The organism is Labrys okinawensis, assembly GCF_047345005.1.
Lineage (GTDB): Bacteria > Pseudomonadota > Alphaproteobacteria > Rhizobiales > Labraceae > Labrys > Labrys okinawensis.
In genome coordinates, this window is the sequence record NZ_CP178864.1 from 3256330 (window position 1) to 3272381 (window position 16052).

12 protein-coding genes are annotated in these 16052 nt (G+C 61.2%); 4 read left to right on the forward strand and 8 right to left on the reverse strand.

Annotation, left to right across the window (positions count from 1 at the left end; genetic code table 11):
- Positions 1-18 precede the first annotated feature (18 nt).
- Positions 19-675 carry an SEC-C metal-binding domain-containing protein gene (locus ACMDCR_RS15240; protein ID WP_413993316.1) on the forward strand — a complete coding sequence of 219 codons (657 nt, stop codon included), beginning with the start codon at positions 19-21 and terminating at the stop codon, positions 673-675.
- 93 nt (positions 676-768) lie between these two features.
- Here ACMDCR_RS15240 and ACMDCR_RS15245 read toward each other — a convergent pair whose 3' ends face one another.
- From ACMDCR_RS15245 to ACMDCR_RS15270, 6 genes are all read right to left on the reverse strand, one after another.
- A complete protein-coding gene (locus tag ACMDCR_RS15245) occupies positions 769-2907 on the reverse strand; it encodes a ParB/RepB/Spo0J family partition protein (RefSeq protein ID WP_413993317.1) in 2139 nt (712 codons plus the stop codon).
- 173 nt (positions 2908-3080) lie between these two features.
- On the reverse strand, positions 3081-4274 hold the full coding sequence (locus ACMDCR_RS15250) for a DUF932 domain-containing protein (RefSeq protein ID WP_413993318.1): 1194 nt from the start codon (positions 4272-4274) through the stop codon (positions 3081-3083).
- A 192-nt stretch (positions 4275-4466) separates the two neighbouring features.
- Positions 4467-4679 carry a hypothetical protein gene (locus ACMDCR_RS15255; protein ID WP_413993319.1) on the reverse strand — a complete coding sequence of 71 codons (213 nt, stop codon included), beginning with the start codon at positions 4677-4679 and terminating at the stop codon, positions 4467-4469.
- On the reverse strand, positions 4679-5632 hold the full coding sequence (locus ACMDCR_RS15260; RefSeq protein WP_413993320.1) for a hypothetical protein: 954 nt from the start codon (positions 5630-5632) through the stop codon (positions 4679-4681). The genes ACMDCR_RS15255 and ACMDCR_RS15260 overlap by 1 nt, the downstream gene beginning before the upstream one ends.
- Entirely contained in the window at positions 5629-6303 is a 675-nt protein-coding gene (locus tag ACMDCR_RS15265) for a hypothetical protein (protein WP_413993321.1), read from the reverse strand. The genes ACMDCR_RS15260 and ACMDCR_RS15265 overlap by 4 nt, the downstream gene beginning before the upstream one ends.
- Positions 6304-6762: a hypothetical protein gene (locus ACMDCR_RS15270; RefSeq protein WP_413993322.1), complete on the reverse strand. Its 459-nt coding sequence runs from the start codon at positions 6760-6762 to the stop codon at positions 6304-6306.
- 37 nt (positions 6763-6799) lie between these two features.
- On the opposite strand from ACMDCR_RS15270, the gene ACMDCR_RS15275 reads away from it, so the two are divergent.
- Positions 6800-7006 (forward strand): hypothetical protein, encoded by a 207-nt coding sequence (locus ACMDCR_RS15275; RefSeq protein ID WP_413993323.1) that lies wholly within the window; start codon positions 6800-6802, stop codon positions 7004-7006.
- Positions 7007-7016: 10 nt separating this feature from the next.
- Here ACMDCR_RS15275 and ACMDCR_RS15280 read toward each other — a convergent pair whose 3' ends face one another.
- Positions 7017-10319: a UvrD-helicase domain-containing protein gene (locus tag ACMDCR_RS15280; RefSeq protein WP_413993324.1), complete on the reverse strand. Its 3303-nt coding sequence runs from the start codon at positions 10317-10319 to the stop codon at positions 7017-7019.
- Positions 10316-12967: a PD-(D/E)XK nuclease family protein gene (locus ACMDCR_RS15285; RefSeq protein ID WP_413993325.1), complete on the reverse strand. Its 2652-nt coding sequence runs from the start codon at positions 12965-12967 to the stop codon at positions 10316-10318. The genes ACMDCR_RS15280 and ACMDCR_RS15285 overlap by 4 nt, the downstream gene beginning before the upstream one ends.
- Positions 12968-13068: 101 nt before the next feature.
- On the opposite strand from ACMDCR_RS15285, the gene ACMDCR_RS15290 reads away from it, so the two are divergent.
- Together ACMDCR_RS15290 and ACMDCR_RS15295 are read left to right on the forward strand one after the other, a co-directional pair.
- Positions 13069-14856, forward strand: a complete 1788-nt coding sequence (locus ACMDCR_RS15290; RefSeq protein ID WP_413993326.1) for an ATP-dependent nuclease — start codon at positions 13069-13071, stop codon at positions 14854-14856.
- A complete protein-coding gene (locus ACMDCR_RS15295) occupies positions 14849-16015 on the forward strand; it encodes a UvrD-helicase domain-containing protein (RefSeq protein ID WP_413993327.1) in 1167 nt (388 codons plus the stop codon). Before ACMDCR_RS15290 ends, ACMDCR_RS15295 begins: the two co-directional genes overlap by 8 nt.
- Positions 16016-16052: the final 37 nt, after the last annotated feature.

Here is a 16052-nt window from a genome sequence, read left to right on the forward strand (position 1 = left end):
TCTGATGGGATAGCTTACATGCCTGCGATCAGCACTGACCTTTTCAAGAAGAATTTCACGACGACGCCGAGGACGATCAGTGCCGAAGTGCGGGCGATTTGTCAGCGCATCAGTCCCGACCACACGCCAGCCTATGTGCCTGTGTCTCAGGATGCTGGCGCTCTGCCATCGGAGTGCTTTAACAACGTCGCGAGCAAGGTGGAGCGCGATGGCGGAACGCTGCTCTATGGCTGGCTGATCTGGGAGTGGCCTCGTGTTTTTCTCGAGGCTGAGCATCATGCCGTGTGGGAGCGTGATGGTATCCTCACCGATATCACACCTCATGTGAATGGCGAACGGCAGGTCCTGTTCCTGCCTGATCCGATGCGAGCATATGATTTCGCTACGCAGAAGCGTCTGATCAATATCAAACGAAGCTTGGGTGAACTGCCATCGGTTGGCGGCTGGATCGCTGCGACCGACAGGCTGCATCATGCCATCGAGGCGAACTCCGTCGGCAATCAGTTTACGCTTGAGCGCTCGTATCTTTCGTCAATGGGCCAGGAAATCCGGAATGCTTTGGGATTGGTGTTTGTCGATCTGGCCAAAACAACTGGTCCCAACAACCCCTGTTTCTGCACGAGCGGTCGCAAATTCAAGAAGTGCTGCGGACCGCTGATCCAGCTTTATCCCTAGGCAGATGCCCGGGGCGTCACGAAAAATGGCCCGATGCTTTCAAGGAAGCGCCGGGCCATGATGAAATTGGTAGACCTATCGATTGTAGGAAGGTCACTCGGCCGCGATCATTGCGGCTTCGTCTTCTTCTTCAGCGGCGGACAGCTGTTCCTCGTCGATGTCCCCGGAGAGGAAGGCCGGCAATGCGTCGCCGCCACCCGCCTGATCGGCGGGTTCATCGCAAGCGTCAGTCATGCGCAGCGGTTCCGGTAGCCAGCCGGTATCGGCCAACAGGCGTTCGGCCTCCTTGGCCATGTCACCCTTCTTCAGGTGGCCGATAAGCTGCGCGGCCCGCTCGCCGGCGCCTTCGCGCACGGCTTCGAGAATGCGCCCCTTGGTCACTCGCCCGAGGTAATTGCCAACGGTCGGCTTCCAGCCTGCGGCAACCATATCGAGCCCGGTGACAACGGCGAGTCGATCGGCCTGAGCCAGGCGCACGTCGAGGCCGTGGCGGCTGATGCCGGAGGCGACGTGCGGGTTCGGCCGCTCGAAGAGGGCATTGATCCCGAAGCTCACGCAATGCGCCAGCAGGTCCAGACGGGTGCCGTCGTCGAGCTGTTCCAGCCAATCCCAGAGAGCCTGGTCGTCGGCGGGAACATGGTCGCCCCAGCGCTCATGGCGGTCATTCTCCGACCGAGCCGATTGACTGGCCTTCATCTCCTCGGATTGGCCGGAGAGATAGAGGTGCCGTACATTTGCTTCGAGGCAGCCGGTCGGGGCTGTGCGCCGGAACGTGTCGCTGACCAGCTTGTGAAGCAACATGGTCAAGGCGACCTGCGGGTTGGTCGCCACGGCGTCACGCAGGGCAAGCGTGCGATGGGCCGTCAGCTCGATGATGAGGCGTTCGGGCAGCGGCTTCAGGCCGTCATCCTCGTCTTCTTCCTCGGCTTGCACGGGTTGGCCGCCGATGGTGATGGCGGTGCGCTGGATGGCGGGCGCGCGAATTTCGCCGGTCTCAGGATCGACGTCGTCGTCCGGCGCCGTTTCATCGGCAACCTCGACCGGCCTTTCGTCTTCGGGCCTGACGTAGCCACGATCAACAGAAAGCGAGCCGTCGGCGTCGATGCTGACGAAGACGCCGGCAATGGCGATTTCCTCCGGATCATGGCGGACAGGACGATTGTCGAGCGCGTCGATCGCCGCTTCGATCTCGCCCAAGCGGGCATCCACCTCGTCCGGCAGCTCCTCGGCGTCCTCGTACTCCGCGGTCAGGCGGTCGAGTTCCTCCTGCAGCGCGTCGCGAGCGGCCTGTTCGTCCGCGGTGATGTCGAGCGGAACGCCCTTGATCTCGCGGAGGCCGTGGGCGACGCCGTAGGGGATGCTGACGGCGGCCTCGACCCATTTCCAGCCGTGCGTTGCGATCTCGTCGGCGATCGTCGTGAGCTTCTCGGACACGAGCCGGTCAAGAAGCCCGACGTCTTGAAGCCAGCCACCGTCGTCGGACTCGAAGAGATCGCGCATAACGACGCCGCCGGCGGCTTGATAGGCGTCGACGCCAACGAAGATGGCACGCTTGTCCGAGGCACGCGCTGTCGTCTCGGTCAGCATGCGACGGATGTGGTACGGCTCTTTCTGCCAGCTATTGCGGATCGCTTCCCAGACCTGCTCCTGCCGGGCGTGGTCCTGCGACACGGTGAAGGCCATGAGATGCTTCAGCTCCATGCCGTCTTCGGCATAGATGTCGAGCAACGCGGGCGAGACCGATGCAAGGCGCAGCCGCTGCTTGACGATATTGACGTCGACGAAGAACGCCGCGGCGATATCTTCCTCGGTCATGCCCTTATCGCGCATGGCCTGGAACGCGCGATACTGGTCGAGCGGATGGAGCGGCGCGCGCTCGATATTCTCGGCTAGCGAAACCTCGTCGATCAGGATGGTGGCGTCCGCGGCCGAGACGACGCAGGGGACCGGCGTGGTCTTGTTGAGACGCTTCTGTTTGGCGAGCATTTCCAGCGCGCGGTAGCGACGGCCACCGGCGGGCACCTCGAACATGCCGGTCTCCTGACCCTCGGCATCGATGACGGGGCGCACATGCAGGCTCTGGATCAGGCCGCGACGGGCGATCGACTCAGCCAGTTCCTCGATCGAGACGCCGGCCTTCACGCGCCGGACGTTGGCCTGGCTCAACACCAGCTTGTTGAAGGGGATGTCGCGCGACGACGACAGCGTGATCTTCTGAACGGCAGTTGCCATGTTCCTTACTCCGCGACGAGCGCCGAGAGCCTCTCTCTCGAACCCAAACTCGTCACGAAGCGAAGCGCCGCCCTTTCACTCTTGGAGGGCAGCGCCACGGACACGGAGAAATGGAAGGGCACGAAGGCGCAAAGCCGGAGACACGGAAAACCGCATCTCCGGCTTCACGGAAATCAGGCAGCGCGGTCGAGCAGCTTCTTGGCCTTGCCCTCCAGTTCGAGCCGGGCATCCTGATTGGTCTTTTCACGGGCGACGGCGGTGATGCCCGCGACGAAATCGAAGATGGACTCGGGCGGGCGACCTTCCTCGGCCAGGACGGTCTCGACGATCTTGCCTGTCTCGGCCTTCGAAAACCCGCGCTTGCGCAGGAACTCGGTGCGGTCCTCGTCAGATTTTGCGACGATCCGTTCGCGCGCGGCCTTGATGCCGTTGATGAACGGCATGGGCGAGGAGTTCGCGAAGTTCAGCAGCGCCGGCGCAGCTTCGTGAGCGAAGCGGGACGCCGCGTATTTGCTATGGCGGATGGTGATTTCCTCGAAATCCTCCACGCCCCAAAGCGTCCTGTTTTGGCAGACCGCCCGAAGATAGAAGGAGGCGATGCCGAGTGTCTTTGCCCCGACCTCGCTGTTCCAGGCGTAGAAGCCCCTGAAGAATAGATCGGGCGATCCATCGGGGAGCCGACCAGCCTCGATGGGATTGAGATCGTCCACCAGAAAGAGGAACACGTCGCGATCGGACGCGTAGAGCGTCGTCATGTCCTTCGTGATGTCGACACGAGGATTGTAGACGCCCGTCGACCAATCGAGCACGCCGGGCACCTTCCATCTCGTATCGCCCGTGCCGTTGCCGGCAATGCGCTGCACAGCTTCGACCAACTCGTGGTCATAGATGCGCCCGTAGGTCGAGCCGGTGACGGCGCGCAGCTCGATGCGGCCGTTGTCGGTTTCAAGCGTCTTGATCTGCTCCGCCCGGTGCGAGGTCAGGCCGTATTGCAGATTGATGCCGGCGAGCGCGGCCGGCAGCTGGCGGAGATAGGCGGCGGGAGCGCCGAACTGGCTTGCAAGCTGGCCGAAGCTCCAATGGGTCGGCGCGACGGGCGTGTCCGAGCCGGGCAGGATGAGCGACAACCGCTCCGGATCGGTGCGACTCGCCTCGACATGGATGAGCGCGGTTTCCACCACGCGCGTACGGCTACGCTCCGATCGGCCGCGTACCGAATCTGCCAGCTCCGACAGGGACAGGTAGCGCTCGTCATCGGGACGCGAGAACCACTCCGAGGAAACGCGGCCGATCCGCTCGCCGCGGCTCACATCCACTTTGTAGCCGCCGCTCATGTCGCGACGGGCTTCGAGAGCCTGCATGTTCATGGGACCAAACTCCATGACGGGCGCCGGGAGCCTCTCTCTCGACACTCAACCCGTCACGGAAATCCGGTCCACACTCTTACTCTGGGCGGGGTCTCCCCGCAGAAGGGGTCGTCCGAGACCTCGGGCTCGGCCGCAGAGGAAGGCTTTCCCCACAAGTGTCCTACTATGGAGTGGTCGCCGCGAACCGTTGGTTCAGATTGCGAATGCTGCCTGCCGGGGTTCGTCCCAATATTCCTCGACGCGATAGGTCGCCTTTGGGACTGGCCGCAGCAGCTCGGACTCCGGCCGTCCCAGATCAAGCCAGACCATCCGCTCTTCTCGGCGCAACACGGCCATCTGGCGATTAGGGAAGGGCGCAATGTCGTCATTCGCCTCGACCGTGAGGATTGCCTTGGCGTTGAGCATCAGCGTTCGTTATTGTCGTCTTCGTAGTTCGACCAATCGTCAGCGGGAGCATAATATTCTGCCGCATCGTAGGTTTGCGTTTTCTTGTAGCGATCGCTGAGGCCAACAACGGCGAGCCTGGAGAGGCCGGCGATCTTGAGGCTGCATGCGACGCATTCGAAATTCGTCGGAAGATACTCCTGGGTCTCGATGATTTCGTCGTCATCGAGTTTCTGTGTTGGAGCAGAAACCGGCTCGCCAATTACAAGCGCTGTCGACGCACATGACGGGCAGTGGACTCGGTGACCGTTTTGACGGGTGGCCCACACAGCAGCCTGCGTTTGCAGCGTCGCGCGCTCGTATTCGGGTTTGGCGTTCCAGACCTTTTTGTGCGCCTCGACATCCCCCTTCACGGCTTTCGCGCTTTCATCAGCAGCGGCGTCGATCAGCTTCCTGGCAACCTCCGCTTCGTCTTTGCCGACGAATTCCTCGAGCGGAATGCCCATTGACGTCAGAAGGATTTCGCTAGTCTGATAGAACCTTGGTTGCCAGGTCGATCCCTTGATGCCCTCGAATGCCAGCTCGCCGGTATGGAGCTCGGCGTTACGCTTGCCGGTATGCACCACACCGAAGCTCTCATGCTCCTTGGTGAATTCCGGGAGAATCCCCGAGAGGCGTTTGAATACCTCGCTGATTGCGATGGATTTCGGCGAGAACCTCTCCTCGAACGGCGTGAAGCCGAGCGCAAAATAGAGGTTCGACCCATTTTTATCGGCTTCAGCCAGCAGCGCCGGGCTGACATTTGCAAGGGCGGCGCGGGCGAGGAATTCCAGGGCGAGGCTCGACCAGAGAGCGTATTCCCACTCATCACTGTCGTAGTCGTCCATATTCTGGATGTAGCGCGCGGCCTTTGCGTAGAGCGCCTCCGGATCGAAGGTTGGAGGTGTCGCGTCCGGTTCAATCGTCTTCTTCAATGCAACCCTCCCAAATATACTCGTTGAATTGAACGATCCTCTCGTCCTGCCGGAATTGGTGAACGAGCGTGTAGCATCCGCCAGTTGTCGATTATCAGCGTATCGCCGGGGCGAAAGAGCGCGATCGACAACGGAGTGCTCCTCGCGAGCCAGTCGCGGACCTGGGCGTCGGCAGTCTCGCCAACTCGGCTTGCCGGCCGGAGATAAACTTCATCCCACCGCAGGAGATCGGCGTCTTCCGCCGCAGGTTCGAAAAGACGAAGAAGCGCGAGCGCCCCGTCTCGTGGCCGGCGTGGCTTGAAGATTGCGCGTGCGAGTGTGTCCCGAGACATGGCGTCGAGAAGCGCGCGGCCGTCGATCAGAGATGTGGGGACGTCTTGATAGCCGACCAGGCATCGCAGCAGCAGGTAGCGTGGTGGCCGGCGCCAGTGGGCGAGATCGGTGTGAAGTGGGAACCGCCCCAGGCCGAAATTCCCGCTGTAGGTATTCGGAGCAGCGTCTTCGCGGGGAATGAGCGTCTGCACAAGGCCGCCCTCCCACGGAGTCAGCGGGGTGCCGAGCTCGTTGGCGACGTCAACGATGTCGGCACCTGGACGATGCTCGGGGATTAGAATGTAGCCCTGCTCGGCGATCTTGTTCCTTAGCTCAGTCCCTGCGATTTCCCCCGTCATTCAGATCGCCTTTTCGGCTTTCAGTAGATCGCGGACGCGGGCACCGAGCGGCGTGAGACTGTAGACGGTTCCGCGATACGTGCCGTCAGGGAAGTGCGTTTTCTTCGGAACCGCGAGGCGACGCATTGCGTGATCGTGCGCGAAGACGGACCGCAATGCCTTGGAGATCGCTCCCATGGCGTTTCTCAGAGCCGGATCGGCTTCACCGCCCTGGTTGGTAAAGGTGTCATGTCCACTCAGAAGCTTTTGGAGCGCCTCTTTGCGAAGCGGTTGGGTGGGCTTGGGACGAACGGCCTCGACAACTTTCTGCGCAAGCTGGTTCAGCTCGCCATCGCCTTGGTCGTCCGGCAGCGCGATCGGGTTAAAAAGCTTGAGGTTTTCTGGCGCGACGAAGGGGGCTAGAGCCTCAAGTGCACCTTTGAGGCTTTGGTCGGATATCTCGGCGATGAGCGTGGGCACGGGCATCTCTCATAAGAAAAGTCTAATGAGAAAGCTAATGAGGAGTGCGCTGAAACTCAAGCCCGAGCGTTGCGGATCATCGGAAATCTCGTGTCTTCACCTTCAGCTCGCAGCCCCTCACGTCGACGACGCTTTAATTGCAATAGAGGCCCGCGCGCTCGCAGAGCACCTGAAAATGCCGCTCGCCGATGCGACCAATGCGATCGGGGTCAAACTCGGTTTCCATTTAGCTCCTTTGGCTTGAACCGTGATCTTCAAACGCGTGCCGGTAAATCAGCCGCGTCGACCCACGTAACCTCACCGCTCGTAACGTATACGATAGCGCCACGAGCGGCATGAGTTGCCAACAGATAGTCGAGGAGCTGTTGCGCGTGTGCCTTGCGAACGGCTGGTGTCGGGTTGACATCCGATTTCCAGTCAATTGCGGCGTCAACACCCTGGTCGCTGATGGCCAAGGCATCGGCGCGACCGGCGACAAGAACGTCGCCATCCGTCCCCCAGACCGGAATCTCTGGTTTGAGAAAGGGTCGCAGCTCAGCAATTTCGGGCAAAACAAGCGTACGAAGCGCAGCCGCCCCCATTTCGTTGGGATCGGGCCGGGTTCGATCATCTTCTGTGCCGGGCGTTAGCTGAGCGAGCAGGAAGTCGGCCCGTGCGATGCTCGCCGCCAGTTCACCCGCGAGTTCGCCAGTTAGCAGCTCCTCCATAAGCTTATGCAGGATCACCCCGCGCCGAGCGCCCGCGCCTGCAATTTCGAGACGCTCGGCGTTGCTCTCTAAGGTGATCACTCCGTCGAGAGAATCGCCAAGGCGATCACCGTCATGTTCGCTGGGTCGACGCCATGCCAGAGGCGGCGAGCTGTCCTCGACGAGACGCTGTTCCGTCGCAAAGATTTCGGCCGACTGTTCATTCGGTTGAGAGGCGCCTGAACGGTGTGCCAGTGGCGTGAATGAAGAAAGATCCAGTTCTGGGACTTCCAGCTGACGAAGATCGACGGAGCTGAACCACGAATCTTTTGACGCCTGTGGGATGTGAGGAAGGATGAGAAGGTTTCGCGCCCGTGTGCATGCAACGTACCAAATTCTCTCGCGCTGATTGGCATCCTCCAGGCTTTCCGCCGCGCGCGCCGCAGCCAGCTCCGGGGGCGCGACGCCGCCGATCATCCAATGCAGGCTGTTGTCGGATTGCCTGTGAACGAACTGGTCCGGCCGATAGAGCTCTGTCGTCGAGTTGATTGGAATGACCACCGGCCATTCCAATCCTTTCGCACTGTGGATCGTGACAATCTCGACCGCATGCTCGGCGGCGTCGATGCGCCCCTCCGGTGCTCTCGCCTTGCGCTCCCAGTCAGATTGGAGATCGCGGACGAAAGCGCGCAAGCCGGCAACGCCGTAGCTTCGCGCTCTCTCGATCAGCGCATCCAAGTTGGCGAGTGCGCGTGCGTTTCGGTTACCATGGCGCGCCGCGACAATGACGCGGGCATTTAGGCGCTCGATGGCCTCGGTGAGAATGAGGCTTGGGGTGACGACGGACGCCTTTCGCCGCAGGCTCTGCAGCAGCATAAGAACTTCCTTGGCCAGCGGATGCTGCAGCAAGGCGGGGTCGGTGCGCACCGTAAAGAAGGTTTGACCCGTCCCATCTGCGGAGAGGGCCGCCGTAATGTCGAGCAGCTCCTGTTCGGTCAGCCCAACCAGCGGACCACGCATGAATGCGCCGAAGGCGAACGTGTCCGACGAATCCGCCAGTACCCGCACGAGTGCCAAGACATCCTGCGTTTCCTGCCGGCGCATTAAGGTCTGGCCAGCTTGCGACGACACCGCGAGGCCTCGCTGTTCGAGGGCCCGTTCATAGCGCCAGAGTTCCGTATGACCCGGTGACAGCAGCGCGATATCACCGGCCTGTAGGGGCGTGCGAGTGTTGTCGGCCCTCAGAATTCGCAGGTTTCCGACCAACGCTGCACAGATATCCGCGATCCTTTCCGCTTCGGCTTCCCGAAACATCTCTGCGTAAATGCGCTCGTCGGTAGCAATCTCGATCGTGGAACGTGCCACGCAGGGGAGGGGCTGCGATACGTCGGACAGGGTCGGAGCGAGAGCGACATATCGGGGCTGCGAAGGCTTCGCAAAAACCGGTTCGAAGCATGCATTGACGTGGCGGATGATTGGGCTAAGCGATCGAAAATTGGCCGTGACCTCGATAACTGCTCCGCCATCCTGGCCTTGGATTAGCCTGCTGCAAAGCTCGTAAGCTTCGATATCGGCGCCGCGAAAGCGATAAATCGCCTGCTTCGGATCGCCGACGAGGAAAAGAGCTCCAGCGCGTAGCCGCGCGGCTTCCCAATGCGTTGGGCGTTCGGCGATTGCAGCAATCGAGAACAGAATCTCGCTTTGGATGCGATCCGTGTCCTGAAACTCGTCGACCAGAATATACCGATAGCGCCGTCCGACTGCCTGTCGAACCTCTTCGTGTGATCGCAAGAGGGACTGCACGTGAACTATCAGGTCGTCGAAATCCAATATTGCCGCCGCGCGTTTTCGGGCGCGATAGCTCTCAAGGAGCTGATCAAGCGAGCCAGATAGCGAGCAGACGAGCGTGCTCGCGATGTGGCCAATGAGCTGGCCCCATGCATCGTTGACTGCCTCGTACAGTGCCCGCCCTGCATCGTTGCCAATGTCATTCGTGTGGGCGCCAAAACCACGAGCGGCCTCGTCATAAGTCTTGAGCTGCAATCCCTTCCGTCCAAACAACTGGCCCGATCCTGGATCGCAAAGCTGCCACAGCGAGCGGAAATCCGGATCGCCGGTGAAGCAGCCTTGGTAGCGCGTCGCCAGCCTCCCAAGTTCCTGTGCGATTTCTCGCGCCCATGCCTCCTCCCCAACGCTTGCTCTCCAACGCTCGAAGTCGTCGACCGCCTGGACGAAGTCGACGTCAGGTCTCAAGCCGCGGGGCGGAACGATCGGCTGAGCATCGGGGTGCTTGCGCCGCAGGAGTGCAAGTTCGCGGACGAGGTCGACCACTTGCAGCGGGATTTGCTCCGCCAAGACGACGATCGGATCGTCTTGTGAGACGTCAATCGCGAGCCGGCGTGAGAACCACGCTGATAATTCCGCCATGAACAAATTATCAGCGACAGTCGCGTCGGCGATGCGAGCGCCAGGATCAAGGCCGGCCTGGACGCCATGGCTGCGAATGATCGCCTGACAAAAGCCGTGGATGGTTGTCGCAGTCAACTCGTCGAGTTGCGTGGATGAGGCGACAAGTGCGCTTCGCTGCTGCTCGGAGAGCCCCAGCGGAATGACCGCCTTAAGGAAAGTCGGAACAACGCCCGCCAGCAGGAGGTCGACGGTCTCTTTGATGCGCGCGGCAAGTTGGCTTGCCGCTAATTCAGTAAAGGTGATTGCAGCGATCTCTTCGGGGCGGTGGCCTGCGGCGAGCATCATCGCCACGCGCCCGGCCATGATTGACGTCTTTCCGGTTCCCGCAGCCGCTTCCACCAGCAGGATCGACGAGAAGTCCGTCATCGCTCGGCAACGATTGTCCTGATCGACGAGCGTCATGTCGAGGCGCCCCAGAGTTTGTTGAGCTGCTGGTTGGCCGCGCGGAATTCAGAGGCTTTGCGACGAAGATAGCTTTCGCGATCCGCTGGAAGCGCGAGACGCATGTCATCGTAGAAGGCGTCCTTTTCCCAACGAGGCGCGATCCGTCCGCTGCGCAGAATTACCGTCGCCGCCGAGAGGTAGTCGGTGGCGTGAGTGATCGCGTTATCGAGTTCGTCCCCCTTGAGCTCGAAGGTTGCCGGCTCATCCGTCAGATAAATCAGACGTGCCACCACTGTTCTTACCTCAGGCAACAGCGCCCGCACCGCAATTGCGTAAAGCACGCGCTGCAACTCGCGTCCTTGTCCAAGCGTAATGCGTTGGGTTTTTGGAGGCGGCTTGGTGCTCTTGTAATCTGTGATCCTTGCGGCATCGCCGGTCGCGCGAATATCCAAGCGGTCCATCCGGCCGCCGAAAACCAAACCGGTCGGTTCGATTGGAACCGGCAACGTTGCATTCCACGGCGCTTGTTCCGCCGCCGGATCGATTTGGCCGAACGGCACCTCGGTCCAGCTTCGCGTGTCGGATCGCACCAGATCGTCGGAGGCAAGGCCCTTGGCCGTCCTGCGCGCCGCTTCCTTCACGGTATGGCGCCAGAGGATTGACGGCGGGACGGATCGTTGTAACGGCCATGCTACCAGGACAGCCGCTGAAGCGTCTTCGATTGCTGCCTCGATTTCGTCGGCGCTTGCGCGCGCAAATCCCGGCGTGGGTTCGAGCGCTGTGATCGCATTGCTGATCAACTCGTGCACGAGCTCGCCGAACGACGTTGGATCGAGCTGCAGCGGTTCCGGCTCTTGGCGGGCCGAGTGCCAGCCCAACGCATATCGCCAAACAAACCCGAGCGGGTCACGCAGCAAGCGCTGCATTGACGTCGTCGACTGGATCCGCGCTAACGCCGCCTCGATGGCTGGGTGATTGGCGTTCGACAATCCGTCATGTGCGGTGAGATCCGCACGCCACTGCCAATTTCGCCAGCAGAGCTGAGCCTGCCGCACATGGGCGAGCTGCCCGGCATCGCGGGCGCGCGCCAGCAACCTGTCGGCTTCGCTGAAAGCGTGTTCTGGCACGCGGTCGCGTTTGTGAACGACCGAGTCGCCCGGCCATAAGGTGCTTGGAGATAGCTGGCCGCCTCTGGCGTTTCGCTGCGCACGCGATAAGACAAGTTGCTCGCGCGTCTGCGCCCTTATGATCTCGAAATGAAGGCGGTCTCGCTCGGCGGTGCTGACCGGATGCAGCTTGCGACGCTCAAGCATATGATGCGGGATTAGGGGATCGTCATGATCCGAACGTGGCCAGGATCGGCTGGTGAAGCCAAGCAGACGTGTGAACGGTCGCGGACACGACACCAACTGCGATGCCGGACACCAAACAACGCTGTTAGCGGGTTCCCGCTGATCTGCGACGCGTAATGATTGCAGCGACAGCGCAATTGCATGCGGCGGGGCGCTTCGCAACGCCTCTTCCCACATCGTCCGGCTGGCGCCGCTCAATAGCCGCGTGCCGGCTTCGCCCCCCGCGTCGGGCCCTCGGGCAAGGAGCTCGAGGATCGGCAGAAGAGTTTGCTCGGCGAGCTCGGCCGCGGCCCGCCGCGGCCTGGCCGCGGTCAGCGCCTCGCGCCATTGATCAAGCGTCCGTAGTGCTGCGCTTCTCGGAATACCCGCGAACCAATCCTCGGGAAGTGAGCTGGCGAACGGCCGCGCCGGAAGGCGCCGGATCAGGCGCCAGACGCGTTCCTGGGTGAGACCATTGCCGAGGATATCCGCGAGGGCAGCGCAGGTCTGACCGTCCGCTGTGCTCAGTGCCGGAACGCCATGAGAAAAATGGACCGGAAGCGCAGCACTTCTCGCGTAGGCAAGAAAATGGTCGTCCCAATCTTGCGTCGAAGTCGCTGCGATTGCGATGTCCTGTGCCTTAATCTGGCCCGTCGATAGCAGTCGCCTAGCCCACCTCAGCGCCTCCACGACCTCTGACTTCTGATCGGCACTCGTTTCGGCGGAAATTTGAGTGGGGCCAGGGGCTGCGCTCGTTCGGATCGCGCCGCCGAACCAAGGTTGCTCGATACCTTCCGGCATGTTCCAAGATAGGTCGGTGACGCGCGCGACCGCATTGAGCAGCGGGTACCAAACCGAATCAACTTCGACGATCCCGGCAAGCGTGACGGGTCCTAGCAGGCGGCGAGCGTGATCGGCGCGTTTGACGGCCGCGTCGCGCAGGTCGCGCGGCAGCAGATGGGTGGCCGGTATGTTCTCACGGATTCGCGCCTCGATCAGGGCAAGGTCGTGGAATCGCGCTGCCTCGTGGGCGAGTGAGGCCAAATCCAAGTCTGTCCGCCAGACCGAATCGAGTGATTGAAGAACCGCCCGTGGCATGCCCGGCAAACCTGCCATGTCGGCAATATCCTGAAAACCGCCAGCAGCAAGTGCCGCCTGAATCGCCGGGTAAAGTACATCGGTCCCCGCTGGTGTCGTGAACCCGCCGACAAGGCGGCCGGCGAGAAGGGGCAGCGTCAGGATCTCGCGGCCAATGGCTCCGTCCCGGGCGGCCGCCGCGCGGGCAGTGCGTAACGCGAGCAAACCGTCGACGATGTGGGTAGAGCGAGTGATCATTAGGAGCTTTACGATATTGTTCGATCGAGATTCTATCGATGTCCAGACTCGCTATTTACTGAAATGCTACGCTAGTAAAAGCTATGATTCCGGGGGGTGCAATGCGTCTGAGCAAGTTGAGCATAAGAAACTTCAGAAACTTTCAATCTATCGATATTCCGCTATCTGGCAATGTCGTGCTGCTCGGGCAGAACAGGGTAGGAAAAAGCAATCTTCTCTTCGCAATCCAGCTCATCCTCGATCCGACACTCCCCGACTCGGCGAGGCAGTTAAAACTGACTGACTTCTGGGACGGGGGGCCAGCGGACTATAGCGCGCCTATTGAGGTGCATCTGGAGCTTTCTGATTTCGCGACCGACATGGCCTTGACCGCGCTTTTGACCGATTTTCGCGCCGCTCACGATCCGACGGTCGCCCAGCTCAGCTACGTCTTCCGCAAGAAGTCCGACATCACTGGCGCTCCGCAATCAAGTGCCGATTGTGAGTTTTTCGTTTTCGGTGGCGGCGATGAAACCCGCTCGCTTCCTAGCAGGGTGCGCCGCCGTATCGCGATCGAGTTACTGGACGCCTTGCGCGATGCCGAAGGGCAATTGGGAAACTGGCGCAGTTCGCCATTGCGCCCTCTGCTCGAGGATGCCGTCTCCGGGATCAGCCGCACGGACATCGACGCCGTGGCTGCCGAACTCGACAAGGCGACCAAGACGCTCGAAACGTTTCCGACGATCAAGACGCTGGAAGATGAGTTGCGGGCGGGCATCGTCCATCTTTCCGGAAAAGCGCATGACATCGATGCTCGCCTGAGATTCGCGCCGACCGACCCGCTGCGCCTGTTCAGGGCGATTGCGATGTTCATCGACAACGGAAAGCGTGGCATTGGGGATGCCAGTCTTGGCTCGGCCAACGTGGCGTTGTTGGCTTTGAAGCTCGCAGAATTCTCATGGCGCCGGAAGAAGAACGAACGAAACTTCTCGCTCCTTTGCATCGAGGAGCCCGAGGCGCATCTTCACCCGCAACTCCAGCGATCCGTCTTCAAGAAGCTGCTTGGCAACGTCGACGCGTCGCAGGCGATGATCGTCACCAGCCATTCGCCGACTTTGGCGGCAGTCACCCCGTTGCGCTCAATCGTACAGTTGAAGAAGCAGGCTGGGGCGACCCAGGCATTCTCGCTGGCGAACCTGCCGGTAACTTCAGACGAGATCGACGATCTTGAAACGTATCTAAACGCGACACGCGCTGAGCTGCTGTTCGCCCGAGGCGCCATTTTCATCGAAGGCGACGCGGAGGAGGCGCTCCTGCCCATCTTCGCCTCATCGCTCGGTCATTCGTTGGACGAGCTTGGGATCACGGTCTGCAATGTTGGCGGGGTCAACTTCCGCCCCTATGTCAAGCTCGCGGAAGCGTTGAAGCTCCCCTATTGCGTGATCACCGACTGGGATCCTCTCGACGGTAGCAAGCCGCCTCTGGGAAAGAAGCGGACGTTCGATCTTTGGCAGGACATGCTCACAGTTCGTGGCCAGCCTCTGCTAACACCTCTGCAACTGGCAAAATGGGACGCGATGGACTATGCCGCGTTCAGTGTGGATGCCGCGAAAACTCGCGTCTTCCTCAACGATCAGACCTTCGAAGTGTCTGTCGCCAATACGCCAGCCTTGCTGCTGCCGCTACTCGATATTCTTGGCGAGCAAGACTTCGGCTCGGTTCGGACGGCGCGCATCGCCGCCTGGCGGGCCGGCGCGCCGGTCGATGCCGTGCAGCTGCTTGCCATGATCGCCAGCGTCGGCAAGGGCCGACTCGGTGCCAGGTTGGCGAAGAAAGCGGTGGGTCTCAAGCCACCAACTTATATCGAGAGCGCTATCGCCGCAGTCGTTGCCGCGGTCGATCATGTCTAATGATCGCGCGCTCGCGCAGGCGTTGGCCGAACTCAAAGCGAACCCGGAACAGGCGGCCGCTGTCGTTGAAACCGGACATTGCATTGTGCTGGCCGGTCCCGGAAGCGGGAAGACCAAAACCCTGACCACGGCTATGGCGCGGGTTTTGACGCAGGATGTCGTCGAACCGCGAGGCGTCGCCTGCATCACCTATAACAACGAGTGTGCGATCGAACTCGAAACCCGTCTCGCCCGCCTCGGCATTGCTCCTGGAGATCGCGCCTTCATCGGCACCGTGCACGGCTTTGCGCTCAGCCAGGTGATCGGCCCCTATGCCCGCTGTGTACCGGTGGGCCTTCCGGCGAACTTCAGGGTTGCTACGCGATTGGAAGCGAGAGCTGCGGTGGAGGTGGCGTACAGGAACGCCATCAACGGCACCGACGATCCGCACCGGCGTTGGGAGTTCGCGACCGAGAAGCGCAAGCGCGACGTTGATCGCTCGCGGCCGGAATGGCGTGGGCGCAATCCCGAACTGGCTGCTTTCATCGAGGCCTATGAGGCGGAACTGCGCCGACAGGGCCTGCTTGATTTCGACGATATGCCGCTTCTTGCCTATCGCATGATCAAGGAGAACCTCTGGATCCGTGAGGCCCTTCGCGCGCGGTTTCCGGTATTGTTGGTCGATGAGTATCAGGATCTCGGCCATGCGCTGCATGAGCTCGTCCTGCTTTTGTGTTTTGAAGGCGGAATCCGGCTTTTCGCCGTTGGCGATGCCGATCAATCGATCTATGCCTTTGCCGGCGCCAATCCAGAACTGCTCGAAAGCCTGACGCGCCGACCCGATGTGCGGACTATCAGGCTGCGCTTTAATTATCGCTCGGGCGGAAAGATCATTCGCGCGTCGCTGGGCGCGCTCGGTGAAGAGCGCGATTACCATGGCGTCGACGGCGCCCCCGAGGGAGATCTGAGTTTTTGGCACGTTCCGTATGGCCACGACTCGCAGGCGCAGGCCATCGCCGACACCATTATCCCAAAGCTGATCGAACAAGGATTCGAGCTCGAGCAAATCGCGGTTCTCTATCGCGCGGCTTGGCTCGGTGACAAAGTCGCGAGTGCGCTGAAAAACGCCAATATTCCGTTCGCGCGAACGGACACCAACGCCCTCGTCAGGAGAAACTAGCGTCTCGCGCGCTTCATCGAGGATTGTGCTCGTTGGG